General features: G+C 36.7%; 14 protein-coding genes. 13 read left to right on the forward strand and 1 reads right to left on the reverse strand.

The window, feature by feature from the left end; genetic code table 11:
• The 3 genes from OWO01_RS15040 to bshC form a co-directional block, all read left to right on the forward strand.
• On the forward strand, positions 1-338 hold a 338-nt coding region (locus OWO01_RS15040; RefSeq protein ID WP_272506184.1), incomplete at its 5' end, for a ketopantoate reductase family protein.
• A gap of 14 nt (positions 339-352) precedes the next feature.
• Complete coding sequence (locus OWO01_RS15045) at positions 353-736, forward strand: DUF3397 family protein (RefSeq protein ID WP_268781300.1); 384 nt, start codon at positions 353-355, stop codon at positions 734-736.
• A 48-nt stretch (positions 737-784) separates the two neighbouring features.
• Positions 785-2,407 carry a bacillithiol biosynthesis cysteine-adding enzyme BshC gene (bshC, locus tag OWO01_RS15050; protein ID WP_268781301.1) on the forward strand — a complete coding sequence of 541 codons (1,623 nt, stop codon included), beginning with the start codon at positions 785-787 and terminating at the stop codon, positions 2,405-2,407.
• Between the two features lie 223 nt (positions 2,408-2,630).
• Here bshC and OWO01_RS15055 read toward each other — a convergent pair whose 3' ends face one another.
• Positions 2,631-3,155, reverse strand: coding sequence for a GrpB family protein (locus tag OWO01_RS15055; RefSeq protein WP_268781302.1), 525 nt, complete (start codon positions 3,153-3,155; stop codon positions 2,631-2,633).
• Between the two features lie 418 nt (positions 3,156-3,573).
• Between OWO01_RS15055 and mraZ the strand changes: the two genes are divergently transcribed.
• The 10 genes from mraZ to spoVE all read left to right on the forward strand — a co-directional run bounded on the left by mraZ (position 3,574) and on the right by spoVE (position 16,377).
• On the forward strand, positions 3,574-4,005 hold the full coding sequence (mraZ, locus tag OWO01_RS15060; protein ID WP_268781303.1) for a division/cell wall cluster transcriptional repressor MraZ: 432 nt from the start codon (positions 3,574-3,576) through the stop codon (positions 4,003-4,005).
• A gap of 39 nt (positions 4,006-4,044) precedes the next feature.
• Complete coding sequence (gene rsmH, locus OWO01_RS15065) at positions 4,045-5,025, forward strand: 16S rRNA (cytosine(1402)-N(4))-methyltransferase RsmH (protein WP_268781304.1); 981 nt, start codon at positions 4,045-4,047, stop codon at positions 5,023-5,025.
• Entirely contained in the window at positions 5,022-5,408 is a 387-nt protein-coding gene (gene ftsL / locus OWO01_RS15070; protein WP_268781305.1) for a cell division protein FtsL, read from the forward strand. The genes rsmH and ftsL overlap by 4 nt, the downstream gene beginning before the upstream one ends.
• A 17-nt stretch (positions 5,409-5,425) precedes the next feature.
• Positions 5,426-7,660, forward strand: a complete 2,235-nt coding sequence (locus OWO01_RS15075; RefSeq protein ID WP_268781306.1) for a penicillin-binding protein — start codon at positions 5,426-5,428, stop codon at positions 7,658-7,660.
• A gap of 101 nt (positions 7,661-7,761) precedes the next feature.
• Positions 7,762-9,690 (forward strand): stage V sporulation protein D, encoded by a 1,929-nt coding sequence (locus tag OWO01_RS15080; protein WP_268781307.1) that lies wholly within the window; start codon positions 7,762-7,764, stop codon positions 9,688-9,690.
• Positions 9,691-9,863: 173 nt separating this feature from the next.
• Positions 9,864-11,336, forward strand: a complete 1,473-nt coding sequence (locus tag OWO01_RS15085) for a UDP-N-acetylmuramoyl-L-alanyl-D-glutamate--2,6-diaminopimelate ligase (RefSeq protein ID WP_268781308.1) — start codon at positions 9,864-9,866, stop codon at positions 11,334-11,336.
• Positions 11,337-11,363: 27 nt separating this feature from the next.
• On the forward strand, positions 11,364-12,707 hold the full coding sequence (locus OWO01_RS15090; protein ID WP_268781309.1) for a UDP-N-acetylmuramoyl-tripeptide--D-alanyl-D-alanine ligase: 1,344 nt from the start codon (positions 11,364-11,366) through the stop codon (positions 12,705-12,707).
• Positions 12,708-12,869: 162 nt separating this feature from the next.
• Positions 12,870-13,853 carry a phospho-N-acetylmuramoyl-pentapeptide-transferase gene (gene mraY / locus OWO01_RS15095; RefSeq protein ID WP_268781310.1) on the forward strand — a complete coding sequence of 328 codons (984 nt, stop codon included), beginning with the start codon at positions 12,870-12,872 and terminating at the stop codon, positions 13,851-13,853.
• A complete protein-coding gene (gene murD, locus OWO01_RS15100) occupies positions 13,850-15,199 on the forward strand; it encodes a UDP-N-acetylmuramoyl-L-alanine--D-glutamate ligase (protein ID WP_268781311.1) in 1,350 nt (449 codons plus the stop codon). Before mraY ends, murD begins: the two co-directional genes overlap by 4 nt.
• 68 nt (positions 15,200-15,267) lie before the next feature.
• Positions 15,268-16,377: a stage V sporulation protein E gene (gene spoVE, locus OWO01_RS15105; protein ID WP_268781312.1), complete on the forward strand. Its 1,110-nt coding sequence runs from the start codon at positions 15,268-15,270 to the stop codon at positions 16,375-16,377.
• Positions 16,378-16,510 lie beyond the last annotated feature (133 nt).

The raw sequence follows: 16,510 nt of genomic DNA on the forward strand, positions 1-16,510 counted from the left end.
TATTAGATAAATTAATTATTAATGGTGTGATTAACCCAATTACAGCTGTTCATCAGATCAAAAATGGTGGGATCCTGACTAATTCTTATCTGAATGAAATTGCATTTGATCTTACAAAGGAAATAGCTCAAGCATTATCAATGGATCCCGATAAACAGTGGGCACGAGTGCAAGAAATTGCCGAACGAACGAAAGGTAATGACTCCTCAATGAAAGTAGATGTTGAGCTTGGTCGACGTACAGAAATTGATGGTATTTTGGGGTATGTTCAAAAACATGCAGCAACACCAGCACCACTAGTTGAGTATTATTATCAATCTATTAAAGCATTGGAATAAAAGGGGGGAAATTCATGTTACAACAACTTTTTGCTTACTTACTAGGAATTATGGTCACCTTTCCATTGCTTGTTACATTACTATTGTATTATTTGTTTAAGAAGAGTACGGGAAACAAGAAATATGCCGTTCACGCAAGTATGCAATATTCCGCTTGCTTTTATTTACTATCATTTTTCGTTATTGTTGATCAGACGTTTGGTTCCAGTTATATTGGATGGACAATTGTGATTTTGCTTACTTTGCTTTTATTCTTTATTATTATACAGTGGAAGTTAATTGGAGATATTATCTTTAAACGAGTATGGCAATTATTTTTACGAACAATTTTTTTCCTCTTTTTTATTATCAATTTTCTAATTATTATCATTGCGTTATTATTGAAACTTGTATCTTAATCATGTTTAATAGGGGTACTAATGGAACCATTAAAGGAGTAGGTGTGTATGCAGATCGATGCCGTCACCATGGAGCAGAATAAATTATTACAAGATTACCTAAGAGGGGAGAATACAATCCTTCAACGGTTTGACTATAATCCAAATGATAAAGGTATTTGGTTGGAACGGTTAAAAGATATCCAGAAAGTAGACTACCAACGAGGTCAGCTTGTTGAAGTGCTTACTAAGTTACATAAGAAATGGGATCAAGATGACCTTGTGTTAGCCAATATTCAGAGATTAAACGATGCAAATAGTGTTGTGGTAATCGGTGGTCAGCAAGCAGGCCTTTTAACAGGTCCGCTGTATACGATACATAAAATAATCTCTATCATTGTTTTTGCAAGGCAACAAGAAGAGATACTTAAGGTCCCGGTAATTCCGGTGTTCTGGATTGCTGGAGAAGATCATGACTTTGCTGAAATCAATCATATATTTCTACCCAATCAGAATGAAATGAAAAAATATCCACTTTGGCAATCAGATCATGAAAAAAAGTCAGTTTCTTCAATAGAAATAAATTATGAAGCGTTGGACGAATGGTTAGATCGTCTTTTTGTGGAACTTACAGAAACTGCTTATTCAAAACCACTATACAATCAATTGAAATCTATTGCTAAGGATTCTGTTACTTATGTAGATTTTTTTGCGAAACTTACCAATCAATTATTTGCACAACAAGGTTTGGTATTAATTGATTCGGGTGATCCAGAAGTAAGAAAAATAGAGACAACTTATTTTCAGCAGTTGATTATGAAACAACCACAAATATCCCAAGGGGTTAATCGAACGTTACAACAGGTTCGGCAAGATGGTTATCTGATTTCAGTTGATGCCGATGAAGACGATGGGCATTTGTTTTATCATAAGAATGGAAAAAGGGTACTATTAGAGAAAGTAGCAAAAGATCATTGGCAGGATAAGCATAAAACCTGTGAATTTACGACCGAAGAATTGTTGGAAATTGCAAGAGAGCAGCCGGGAAATTTAAGTAATAATGTGGTTACAAGACCTGTTATGCAAGAATGTTTATTTCCTACTTTAGCTTTCTTTGCAGGTCCTGGTGAATTGGCTTATTGGTCTATTTTGAAGCCAGCTTTTCATGCGATTGGATACAAAATGCCACCAGTCATACCGCGTTTATCTTTTACGATTATTGATCGAACTATTGAGAAGAAAATAGCAAAGCACCACTTAGAGTTTGAGCAGTTGCTTTCTTCTGGAGCTACCAATGCTAAGCTAACTTGGTTAGCCGGACAATGTGAACCACCTTTAATTCCACTAATTACAGAAGTCAAGCGAGCCATTGATCAAGCACATCAACCATTAAGGCACTTAGCTAATGAAATGGATGCAGATTTAGGGGAGATGGCGGAAAAAAACTTAATTTATTTATATCAACAAATAGATTTTTTACAAAAAGCGATGGAAAAAAGATTATCGGATAAACATAAACGGACATTAGATGAATTTGATCGTGTGGAATTAGTAGTTCATCCTAACAATGGATTACAAGAACGTTGTTGGAATATAGTTAGTTTTTTGAATCAATATGGTAGTGATTGGTTAACTAAATTAATGAAGGAAAATTATCAATTTGGACAAGGGCATTATATTGTCAAATTATAATCCCCCACCATTTACCACCAAAATAGGGGAATGCTATTCAATAGCTAAAAAGATGTACAAATATTAGGTTAAGTGGTTCAGATAATATGGAGAAAATGCTGAATACCATAGTAAATCTTACATTAAAGGTGAATAACAATCACAATTAAATTAGCATATAAAAGCGCTTGGAGCATTTTCCAAGCGTTTTTAAGGTTTAATTATATTCATGGGATGACACTGATTAACTAGTTCTCTTTTTAATTATTTTTTTAACAAACTCTTCTTTGTAATCAGTGTATTCATTTACTCCAGTTGTTGAATTTTTTAGATATTCCAATTTCACCTCTAAATACTCTTTTCTCGCATCTTCGTTGTGATTCAGATAATCCCTAAAGAAAGTTAGATTATCCCAAAGCTCGTTATGGAATTCTACTAAATGTATATAGTGTGTCTTTTCTTCGTATGTTTTATCTGTGAATTTCGCAAGAATGATTTCATTTGGTCTTTCAACCCTCAATCTTAAAAATCCTAGATTCTTTAACCCACTGAAAACCGCTTCATCTACATTCTGTATATCATCAATTCCAACTATAATATCCAAGATGGGTTTTGCTGACATATCTTTAATTGCGGTACTACCAATATGCTCAATACGATTTTCTTCAATGTTTAAGTTTATATTGCTTTTCACTCTATTAAGTTCTTCGTTCCATTCAGGCGTATAATCGACTAGCTTTACTTCATCTTTTTTCACACCTAACTTCACGATTTCAGCCCCTTTGAAAATTTTTTTCCTTACCAATAGTATTCTCACCTTATTAGTTTAACATAAAACCCAAGAACATTAATTAACAGAAAAAGTAAAATACCGAATGACTATATGCGATTTGGTTTTAGCAATTGGTTTGATATTTCTATTGTATCTTCATAAAAACTGAACTAATCAACATTAGGTTTCTACCTCTTCTTTTATAGCTAAGTATACTGTTTTTCTCTATCACAATGTTTGTTTAATCACTACCTAATTATAACACATTTGTAATTTATTAAAATGCATGGTTATATTCACCACAATAAAATGCGAACACTTGTACGTAATTACCATTTTTTCTAAATAACAGGCAATTAATTGTGGTGGATAGTGGGGGGATGTGGTAAGATGGAAAAAAAGGTGGGCGATTATTATGTTTATGGGAGAATACAAGCATAATATTGATACAAAAGGTCGGATCATTGTACCGGCTAAATTTCGAGACGCTCTAGGTGAAGTTTTCGTAGTCACTAGAGGTCTGGATCAATGTTTGTTTGCTTATCCGATGGACGAATGGCGCTCGTTGGAAGCAAAATTAAAAAAGCTTCCTTTAACAAAAAAAGATGCACGAGCATTTACTCGTTTCTTCTTTTCTGGTGCTGTTGAATGTGAAATGGATAAACAGGGAAGAATTAATTTACCTGCTCCTTTAAGAAAATACGCAGTACTTGATAAAGAATGTGCTGTTATTGGGGTTTCTAACCGCGTAGAATTCTGGGCAGAAGATGCATGGAATGGCTATGTGGAAGAATCAGAAGAATCTTTTGCAGAGATCGCTGAAAATATGTTAGATATCGATTTTTAATAGATGATTATTGATGAAAATAATGAAGAAGGTGAATGCATGTTTGAACATGAAAGTGTCTTACAACAAGAAGCAGTAGAAGGACTAAATATTGTGGCTAACGGCACTTATGTAGATGGAACCTTGGGTGCTGGTGGGCACTCTGAACAAATTGTTCAGCGCTTGAATGAACATGGTCGCTTAATTGCTTTTGATCAAGACGAACATGCATTAAAAGCAGCGAAACAACGACTTGACTCATATAAAGATAAGATCATGTTTATTCACTCGAATTTTCGTTATGTAACGGATGTCTTAAAAGAACATCAGATTGAGGAAGTAGATGGCTTTTTATTTGATTTAGGTGTTTCTTCTCCTCAACTCGATCATGGTGAAAGAGGTTTTAGCTATCAAAAAGACGCACCTTTGGATATGAGAATGGATCAAACACAGACGTTATCTGCTTATGAAGTGATCAATACGTGGCCGTATCAAGATCTTGTGCGAATTTTTTATAAATACGGTGAGGAGAAATTTTCAAAACAGATTGCACGAAAGATAGAAGCGAATCGGGAAATCGCACCAATAGAGTCAACCTATCAATTAGTAGAGGTTATTAAAGAAGCGATTCCTGCGGCGGCAAGAAGAACTGGTGGGCATCCGGCAAAACGGATATTTCAAGCCATTCGAATTGCAGTAAATGATGAACTGCATGCCTTTTACGATGTATTACATCAGGCTGCACAAACGGTTCGAGTCGGAGGACGAATTGCAGTGATAACATTCCATTCATTGGAAGATAGGATTTGCAAACAAGCATTTAAAAAATGGAGCACAGAACCTCCTTTACCGAGAAATATGCCGGTTGTACCAGAAGGAAGTAGACCACCGTTTAAGCTTATTACAAGAAAACCAATCATTGCAGATACAGAAGAATTGGACAAGAATAGAAGAGCGCGCTCAGCAAAACTAAGAATTGTTGAAAAAATAAAACCATGGAATCCAGATTTTTTCTATCAGGAAGGGCGGGATAAGGCATGACGAATTCTAGTGAAGCACGACAATGGCAACAAACGATACCGGAAAGAACGAGACGAACGGAACCGCGTCAAAGGCCACAAAAACAAACAAAGGTCAAGTCGCGACGAATTACAACGGGCGAGAAATTATTAGGTGTGATGTATGGTGTGCTTACAGCAATTGCGTTATTGTATATTGTTTCGTTCAGTTCAAATATCGATTCAATAAACCGTGATGTGCAACGTTTAGAAAATCAAATTTCTGAACAAGAGACCATCAATGCAAACTTAGAATATCAAGTCATCGAGTATAGCAATCCAGATCGAATTTTAGCTGTGGCCAAAGAGAACGGTCTGGAAATTCAAAATACACGAGTGAGACAAACAACAAAATATTTTGAGTGAAAAAGGTGGGAACCTAGGTGGTTAAAAATAGCAAGACACAACTACTAACAAACATTTTGCTATTTTTATTCGTAGCAATTTTCTTAGCTCTCTCTGGACGATTTATTTACATACAAGCTACAGGGTCAGTACAAGGAGTAGACTTAAAAGAATGGGCAGCTCGGCAGCGTACCAATCAATATGAGTTACCTGCAAATAGAGGTGTTATATATGACCGCAACGGAATGGAACTTGCAAAAGATATTGCCACTTATAATCTATATGCAATAGTAGACGAATCATATTCTCCAAATCCTGAAAAAAGATTAAATCATGTTGCTGATGTAGACATAACAGCATCTAGTTTAGCTCCAATTTTAGGAGGGGAAGAGAGGGACATTCGAAATACGCTTGAAACGGGAATTGATAATGACAAATTTCAAGTTGAATTTGGAAGGATAGGTAGGCAATTAACCCAAGAACAAAAAAATGCGATTGATGACCTTGAACTGCCAGGGATTCATTTTATCGAGCAACCGAAGAGGTACTATCCTAATGGAATATTTGCTTCCCAAGTGATTGGTTTTGCTCAAGATAATGATGAATCAACAATAACTGGATTGACAGGTATCGAAGCATTATTAAATGATCATTTAACTGGGCAGAATGGTTCTGTATCTTTTCAGAGAGATAGTTATAATATGAGATTATTGGATGCGAATGAGGTAATGGTTGAAGAAGAAGACGGTAATCATGTTCATCTTACGATTGACCAAAAAATTCAAACATTTCTTGAGGATGCTCTTACCCAAGTGATGGAGCAATATGAACCTGAACGGATCACAGCAACAGTTATCGATCCGAAGACCGGTGAAATTTTAGCGATGAGTAATCGACCGAGTTATGATCCAAATGATTTAGGTGAGGTAGAAAATTGGTTTAATGATGTTGTTTCTACACCAATAGAACCTGGGTCCACGATGAAGGCATTTACGATTGCTGCTGCGATCGAAGAAGGTATCTACCAGCCTGAAGCTACTTACCAATCGGGGAGGTTCATGATTGATCAAATTAGTCGACCTGTTAGTGACTATAATCGAAGTTGGGGAGAAATTACGTTCGCAGAAGGTTTTCAAAGATCTTCGAATGTTGCGATGTCCAAACTAGTTTGGGATAAAATGGGTCCGAGCACTTTTCGGGATTATTTAACTGCATTTCATTTTGATCGACCAACTGGTATTGATTTACCTCGTGAACAACAAGGGACAATTCTGTACAATTTCCCCATTGAACAAATAACTTCTTCTTTTGGACAAGGGACGACTGTTACACCAATACAATTGTTAAAAGCAGCTACTTCGATAGCAAATCAAGGGAAAATGATGAAACCATATGTGATTTCTCACATAACAGATGCTTCTACGGGAGAAGTAGTAGAACAAAAAGAACCGGAAGTAGCAGGAACGCCGATTTCAGAAGACACGGCTAAACAGGTTTTAGAAGCATTAGAATCTGTAGTAACATCTGATGTTGGTACAGGGCGTAGGTATGCACTAACTGACTATCGTGCTGGCGGGAAGACAGGTACGGCTCAAATATCAAATCCTGAAGGTGGTTATTTAACAGGTCATCAAAATTATATTTTTTCTTTTTTAGGGATGGCACCTATTGATGATCCAGAACTAATGATGTATATCACGGTTCAGCAACCAAATATTGAAGAAGACGAGGCTGGTTCTGCACCCGTATCTTTTATTTTTCGTCATGTGATGGAAAGTAGCTTGCACTATTTGAATATAAAACCAGATAAAGATCCAGAAGAACAAGTTCTAACGTATCGTTTTCCTGACGTTATTGGTAAGTCGGTTGTTCAAGTGAAAGAGGAGTTAACCGAAGCGGGACTCCGAGTTGAAGTGATTGGTGACGGAGATGCGATTGCAAACGCAAACGTAATAAAAGATGATATTATTACCACAACAAGACGCGTATTACTAGTAACTGATCAACCCACAATGCCTGATGTAACAAACTGGTCACTAAGAAATGTATTGGAATTTGCAGACTTAGTCCAATTAGATATTGAAGTGTTCGGTTCCGGTTTTGCAACCTTTCAAAGTGTTGATGAAGGTTCTGTAATCGAAGAAAATAGTTATTTGGTTGTTGAATTTGCTCCACCAAACCAAAAGACAGAGGAATTTAATGAAGAAACAGATTCTGATCAAAATGGTGAAACAACAGAAGCGGAGGAAGACTTAGAAGAGTCTGTGGATTGATTATGAATGATGGATTCATCATTGTACAGTGTTCTATTCAGCTGTGAATGTCATATATTAGATACGAGTAATTTTCAGTCTTAGCAAAGAGGAGCTGACTTATGAAACGGGTATCTAATGTCACCATTCGCAGAAGAATAGTCACTGTATTTCTTTTTGCAACGATTTTATTTGTTGCAACGATATTTCGATTAGGTTATGTACAGTTTATTACGGGAGCTGAATTAACAGAAAGAGCTCAAGCATCGTGGAGTCGCGATATTCATTTTGAGGCAGAGCGTGGAAAAATATTAGACAAGCATGGGGAGGTTTTGGTTGAAAATGTATCAGCTCCGACTGTTATGTTAGTACCAAGACAAATTAACAATCAGGATTTAGTTGCTGATAAGTTAGGGCAGGTTCTGAATGTATCGAAAGAAAAAATGCTTGAATATGCAACAAAAAACACGAGTATTGTACGATTTAATGAAGGGCGAAAAATATCGGAAGAGCAAGCATTAGCTATCCAAACATTAGGATTTGATGGTGTTTATATTGCGAAAGATACGAAACGACATTATCCTAATGATCAATATCTTGCTCATGTTCTTGGCTTTAGTGGAATTGATAATCAAGGGTTAATGGGCTTGGAATTGTATTATGATAACTATCTTCGTGGAGAACGAGGTAGTTTGTCTTTTTATTCCGATGCAAAGGGTCGAAGGTTACCAGATTTAGCAGACACTTATGAAGCACCTGTTGATGGATTGGATCTTCAATTGACAATTGATGCTAGTGTTCAGACGATTATTGAAAGAGAATTAGATATTGCAGAAGCTACCTATGACCCAGATGGAGCACTTGCTATTGCAGTAGACCCTAAGACTGGGTCTGTATTGGGGATGTCATCACGTCCTACTTTTAGTCCTAGTGATTATCAATCAGTCGAAGCTAGTGTATACGATCGTAATCTACCAATATGGAGTACGTATGAGCCAGGATCAACGTTTAAAATTATCACACTGGCAGCTGCGCTAGAAGAACAACTAGTTGATTTAGAAGAAGATGAATATTATGATAGTGGTTCCATTAAAGTGGGCGGAGCTAAACTGCGTTGTTGGAAACATGGTGGTCATGGGCACCAAACGTACTTAGAGGTAGTGCAAAATTCTTGTAACCCTGGTTTTGTTACATTAGGTGAGGCGTTAGGAAAAGAGACTCTATTTGGGTATATTGATAAATTTGGATTTGGTGAAAAAACTGGTATCGATCTAGCTGGAGAAGCTAGTGGTATTCTGTTCAATCTTGATCGTGTAGGACCAGTGGAATTAGCTACAACCGCTTTCGGACAAGGGGTTTCGGTTACACCAATTCAACAAGTGATGGCAGTTTCTGCTGCAGTGAACGGTGGGAATCTGTATCAACCTTATTTAGTGGATCAGTGGATTGACCCAAGAACGGGGGATATTGTAGAAAAAAACGAGCCTGTATTCAAAGAACAAGTAATCTCAGATGAAACTTCAGAAGAAGTACGATATGCACTCGAAAGTGTCGTTGCAAAAGGGACGGGAAGAGGTGCTTATGTTCCAGGTTATCGTGTAGGTGGGAAAACTGGTACGGCACAAAAAGTAGGAGCTAGTGGTCGTTATTTAGAGAACAACCATATTGTCTCATTTATCGGTTTTGCCCCGGCTGATGACCCGCAGATTGTTGTATATATTGCAATTGATAATCCAAAAAACACCGTGCAATTTGGTGGGGTTGTTGCTGCTCCAATTGTAGGCAATGTGATTGGTGATAGTTTACGAGCTATGGGCGTAGAGCCAAGAGAAGACGGACTGGATAAAGACTATCAGTGGCCAGAACAACCGCTTGTAGAAGTGCCGGATCTAATCGGGTTAGAGCGAGAAGATTTACATCAATATATGACGCAACTAGCAATTGAGGCAACAGGTGAAGGAAATACGATTATCGATCAAGCTCCTAAGCCGGGAACTCAAATACCATCTGGAGATACGGTTCGTCTTTACTTTTCTGATTTAGACAATTAATCGTGATTCCCGTTGTTTTTTTTGCTATACTATAAAAAGTGGTTATGATGACTATAATAGATAAAAGGGGCTCAGTATTGTCTTTTTTTCAATACGAAAGCTTCTACTCTAGCATAAGGAAATTCGCATTATTGCATTAGTAAGAATAACTAAGTCACAGTAGGGATGAAAAGATGAAAACATTAATCAATTTGTTATCAATATTACCAGTTTATCAATTAGAAGGTGAAATAGATCATCAAACAGTTACTGGTTTAACTGTTGATTCACGTGAAGTAAAAGAAGGTGATTTATTTGTTTGTATTCCTGGCTATACTGTAGATGGGCATGCTTTTGTTAACCAAGCGAAAGAAAACGGTGCGATCGCAATTGTGGCAGAAAAAGCGGTTGATGTAGTTGGTATTCCAATCATTTATGTTCGGGATACTAATCGAGTTTTACCGATATTAGCAAATCAGTTTTATGATCATCCAACCAAAAAACTTCATGTTACAGGTGTAACTGGTACAAATGGAAAAACATCAGTTACCCATCTATTAGATGAGATATACCGATTGGATGAGCGGAAAACAGCATCCATTGGTACCATTCAGATGAAAATTGGAAATGAGGTGTATCCTGTTGCTAATACAACACCAGAGGCTTCTTTTTTACAAAAAAACTTTCAAGCGATGGTTCAACAAAAAGTAGAACATGTGGTAATGGAGGTTTCTTCTCATGCGCTTGATTTGGGGCGTGTGAATGGTTGTGATTTTGACACGGCGATTTTTACGAATTTATCACAAGATCACCTTGATTTTCACAAGGATATGGATAGCTATATGCGGGCAAAAACACGACTTTTTTTTCAATTAGGAAATAGTTATGATGCAAAACATCCCAAGTATGCCGTTATTAATCAAGATGATGCATATAGTGATGCGTTTATTCGAGCAACTAGTCAACCCGTAGTCACGTATGGAATCGATCATGAAGCAAATGTTCAAGCTTCCGATATACTACTAGCAGCTACGGGCACATCGTTTCGTTTAACGACATGGATGGGTGAAGTTTTTATTCGTACCAACTTAATGGGGAAATTTAATGTTTACAATATGCTTGCTGCAGCAACTGCTGCCCTTTTATCTGGTGTTCCTTTAAAAACAATAAAACAGTCATTTGAGCACTCTAAAGGAGTAAGAGGTAGATTTGAAGCAGTGGACAGTGATTTAGATTTTGGGGTTGTCATTGATTACTCACACACCCCAGATTCATTGGATAACGTGTTAAAAACTTTAAAAAGCTTTGTTAAGGGTCGAATCTATTTAGTAGTAGGCTGTGGAGGAGATCGAGATAAAAAGAAACGGCCAATAATGGCAGAAATTGCGGATCAACAAGCTGATTTTACGTTTTATACTTCCGATAATCCACGTTCAGAAGATCCTATGCAGATTATTGAGGATATGTTAGTAGGTGTAAAGAGCAAACAATATGAAGTTTGTTTGGATCGCAAAGAAGCGATCGAGAATGCGATTGCGCGAGCAGAAGCAGATGATGTGGTTTTAATTGCTGGAAAAGGACATGAGAACTATCAAATTATTGGAGATCAGGTGCTAGATTTCGACGATTACCAAATTGCGTTAGCTGCTATCAAGCGAAATGATTGAATTGGTGAATATAAAGGAGCAATGAGGATGTTATTTACCACAGATTTATTAGTTGAAATATTCCCTGATTTTCGAGGCAGTGTTAATGATGGGATATCGATAAAACAAGTCTCAACAGATAGTAGAAAATCGTTAGATCATGGACTTTTTATTCCTTTGAGAGGGGAAAAGTTTGATGGGCATGATTTTTTAGATCAGGCGATTAAACAAGGAGCAGTAGCATGTCTTTGGGATAAAGGTGTTCCTTTACCTACGTTTACACCAAATGATTTTCCTGTGTATTACGTGGAAGATACACTGGTTTCTTTGCAAGAATTAGCGCGTGTGTATCGAAATCTGGTGAATCCAACGGTTGTCGGGATCACTGGTTCTAATGGGAAAACGACAACGAAGGATATTGTTACTGCAGTTCTTGAAAAAAAATATCAAACACATTATACATTGGGAAATCTAAATAATCATATTGGAGTCCCCTTAACTATTTTATCGATGTCACCAAATACTGAGGTGCTTGTGTTGGAAATGGGCATGAATCATCTTGGAGAGATATCTGTTTTATCAAATATTGCGAAACCTGATTTTGCGATCATTACAAATATTGGAGAGTCGCATATTGAACATCTAGGTTCTAGAGAAGGAATTGCACAAGCAAAAACGGAAATACTAGAAGGTTTACAGGAGAACGGACTATTTGTTTTTGACGGAGACGAGCCGTTGTTAGAGCCATATCAAGAGAAAGTACGATCGTTATCTGTCGGTTTTGAAAGGAACAACGATTTTGTCATTGAGAACGTTGAATTAAGTGGTGCGGTTACGACTTTTTCTTTACAGGGAATTGATCAATTCTTTCGTTTACCTCTATTAGGGAAGCATCATGCCAAAAATGCGGCATATGCCATTGTGTTAGCAACCGAATTAGGAGTGTCTAATTTTGAGATTGCAGAAGCGTTACAAAAGCTAAAAATGACAAAAATGCGTTTTGAATTAATAAATGGTAAGAATGGTGTTACGGTTATTAATGATGCTTATAATGCATCCCCCACCTCTATGCAAGCATCTATTGAGGTGGTTTCACAAATGAAAGGCTATCAAACAAAGATTCTCATATTGGGAGATATGTTTGAGTTAGGCGATCATGCAAGAGAATTTCACCGGTTAGTTGGTGTGTCCATTCGTGAAGTTGATCTTGTCTGCACGATTGGTGAACATGCGAAAGAAATTAGTGAGTCGACACTAGTAAAAGCAAAGCATTTTCAAGATAAAGAAGCATTAATTTTGTATTTGTCAAAATACGTAAAGGAAAAAACGTTAATCTTAGTTAAAGCATCTAGAGGTATGAAGTTAGAAACAGTTGTCGAATCTTTATTATAAAAATTGTTTGCTAGATAATGTTAGAAAAGTCACTAAGAAATAAGAAGTGCATTCCGAGTTATCTCGGGCTTCTTATTTTACTGACTTTTAACCTGGACTTATGTACAATGTTTATAACATGGATTTGGACGGTTAGTTGGCTTAATCAGGGAGGATATACGAATGAATGAATATCTATTAATAATTACAATGAGCATCGCGTTTTTAATCACCGTCCTTGCATCACCGATTTTCATCCCTTTCTTACGACGTTTAAAATTTGGTCAGAGTATTAGGGAGGAAGGACCGAAGTCTCATATGAAGAAGTCAGGTACCCCTACAATGGGCGGACTGATGATTGTTTTAAGTATCGTTGCAACAACGGTGATTATGATTGGTAAAATTACTACCAATACATTAGCTTCCGATAGTGGTCTGTTATTAATGGTGTTGATTGGATTTGCTGTATTAGGTTTTATCGATGATTACATTAAAGTAGTCTTAAAAAGGAATTTGGGTTTAACTGCAAAACAAAAATTAATTGGTCAAATCGCTATCTCTGTTCTATTTTACATCATTTTACGTACAAGAGAGTTTCCTACATATCTTGGTATTCCAGGAACTGAAATTCAATTTGATTTGGGTTGGACCTATATACTTTTAGTTATTGTTATGATTGTTGGTTCGTCAAATGCAGTGAACTTAACAGATGGTTTAGATGGATTGTTAGCAGGAACGGCAGTAATCGCATTTGGTGCATTTGGTATCTTAGCTTGGTCGATAGGCAATATGGAAGTTACCATCTTTTCTTTAGCTGTTGTTGGAGCTTTATTAGGTTTCCTTGTTTTTAACGCTCATCCAGCTAAAGTCTTTATGGGTGATACGGGTTCGCTAGCGTTAGGTGCAGCAATTGCTGCCATCTCTATTTTAACCAAGATGGAAATATTACTTGCTATTATTGGAGGTATATTTGTCTTAGAAGCATTATCTGTAATGATTCAAGTAGCCTATTTTAAGACGAAAGGAAAACGAATATTCCTTATGAGTCCATTACACCATCATTACGAATTAAAAGGGTGGTCTGAATGGAGAGTAGTAACAACATTTTGGATGGTAGGATTTCTGTTTGCTATTTTAGGCATATATCTTGAGGTGTGGTTAGGATGAATTATTTAAAAGGCTTTCCTTATCAAAATATCCTTGTACTCGGTTTAGCTAAGAGCGGGACTGCAACTTGTCGTGTCCTTGTAAAAAATGGATATCGCGTTACGGCTAATGATTTAAAGGCTACCAAATCAGATGTAGCGGTTCGTGAGTTAGAGGAAATGGGTGTAAAAGTAGTGCTTGGTTCTCATCCGTTAGAATTATTGGATAGGATCGATGTACTCATAAAAAACCCCGGAATTCCTTATGAGAATGTATTGGTAGAGCATGCTATGAAAATAGGGATTCCAGTCCTAACGGAAATTGAATTGGTACCTTACTTGACGAATAATCCTTTAATCGCCATTACTGGATCGAATGGAAAAACAACCACCACTACCTTAACATACGAAATGCTAAAAGAAAGTGAACAAAAAGTAAAATTAGCCGGTAACATTGGAACTGTTGCTATTGAGGTCGCAGAGAAGCTAGACCAAGAAGAAAGTATGGTAATAGAGTTATCCTCCTTTCAATTATTAGGGACAGATAAATTTAGACCAAAGATTTCAATGGTATTAAACTTGTTTGCGGCTCATTTGGATTATCACGGTACTTTTCCTGAATATCAAGCTGCCAAGGCAAAAATTTTTGCTAATCAGACGGAAGATGATTATCTCATTTATAATGCAGATGATCTTAATGTAATTGAAATGGTAGAATCGGCAAAAGCAACAAAAGTTCCATTTAGCGCAACAAAGCAAGTAATATCAGGTGCATGGTGTGATGATTCTTATGTCTATTTTAAAAAAGAGAAAATCATTGCTCGAAATCAGATTCGGTTAGTTGGGACCCATAACTTAGAAAATATTCTAGCGAGTATTGCAGCTTGTATGTTAGCAGGTGCAACGATTGAGGGCATTTATCGAGTACTTACAACATTCGGAGGAGTTAAGCATCGTCTGCAATTTGTTGATCAGTTCGATGGACGTCTATTTTATAATGATTCAAAAGCAACAAACATTCTCGCTAGTTCCAAAGCGTTATCTGCTTTTGAACAGCCAACGATATTATTAGCGGGTGGCTTGGATCGAGGAAATGATTTTGATGAATTATTGCCCTATTTAAAGAATGTAAAAGTAATGATTGTTTATGGAGAAACAGCAGAGAAGTTAACGCAAATTGCTGAACAAGCAAATGTTAAAATTATCAGAAAAGTAGACGGTTTGAAAGAAGCTGTTCCTGCAGCTTACAAATATTCAGCTGAAGGAGACGTCATTTTACTATCGCCAGCATGCGCTAGTTGGGATCAATTTAAAACGTTTGAAGAAAGAGGGGACATGTTTATCGATCTTGTGCATAGACTGAAGTAAGGCTTGTACAATAGCCTCAAATAAATTGATGAATCTATTCATTAGTTATGAAAGTGGGGCAGGAATCGATGAATAAAAATAAATCTTCTCAGTCTACACCAGATTTCATTCTTATCGCTGTCATTTTGTCTCTGTTACTATTTGGGATCATCATGGTTTATAGTGCGTCTAGTATTTGGGCGGATTATAAGTTTGGTGATTCTCTTTATTTTGCCAAACGACAGTTACTATTTGCGACAATTGGATTATTTGCGATGTATGGCGTGAGTCAAATCCCTTACCACACATGGCGTTATTATGCAAAACCAATCTTGTTGGCATGTTTTGTTCTCTTAATACTTGTTTTAGTTCCTGGTGTAGGATTAGTTCGGGGTGGGGCACGAAGTTGGATTGGAGTAGGGGCATTTAGTATTCAGCCTGCAGAATTCATGAAGTTAGCATTAGTCATTTTTTTAGCAACGTACCTAGCAGAGAAGCAAAAATTTATTACTTCACTCAAACAAGGATTCTTACCGTTACTGTTACTAATCTTTACGGCTTTTGGTTTGATTATGCTACAACCAGATCTAGGTACAGGCATGGTAATTGTGCTCACTTGCTTTATCCTGTTATTTGTCGCAGGTGCAAAAATAAGTCATTTCATCTTTTTAGGATTACTTGGTGTTGCGGGTTTTATCGGATTAATAGCTTCAGCTCCTTATCGTATTAACCGGATTACAGCATTCCTAAATCCATGGGAAGATCCTTTAGGAAATGGGTTTCAAATTATACAATCCTTATATGCTATTGGACCTGGAGGATTGTTCGGGTTAGGCATGGGTAATAGTTTGCAGAAGTTTTTCTATTTGCCTGAACCACATAATGACTTTATCTTTGCTATCGTTGCGGAAGAATTAGGTTTTATCGGTGCTGGATTTCTCGTGATTTTATTTTTTCTTTTATTATGGCGAGGGATGAGAATAGGTTTGTCAGCTGCTGATAAATTTGGGTCACTACTGGCAATTGGTATTACATCTATGATTTCTTTGCAAGTAATTATAAATATAAGCGTGGTAATTGGTTTAATTCCCGTTACAGGTATAACATTACCATTCTTGAGTTATGGTGGCTCATCCCTGACTCTAACGTTAGCTTCCGTGGGCATAGTAATTAATATTAGTAAATATTGCAAGATATAAAAAATCACCAGAATATGGTGGTTTTTTATTGGTTTTTTTTGCTTTTTGATTTGAATTTAAAAGCAATCATGAAGCGTAAAACATACTGACGATATTTTTTATTATCGATAAAAATCAATCTTTTGACTCAGAT

Source organism: Natronobacillus azotifigens, from assembly GCF_026805325.1.
GTDB lineage: Bacteria > Bacillota > Bacilli > Bacillales > Amphibacillaceae > Natronobacillus > Natronobacillus azotifigens.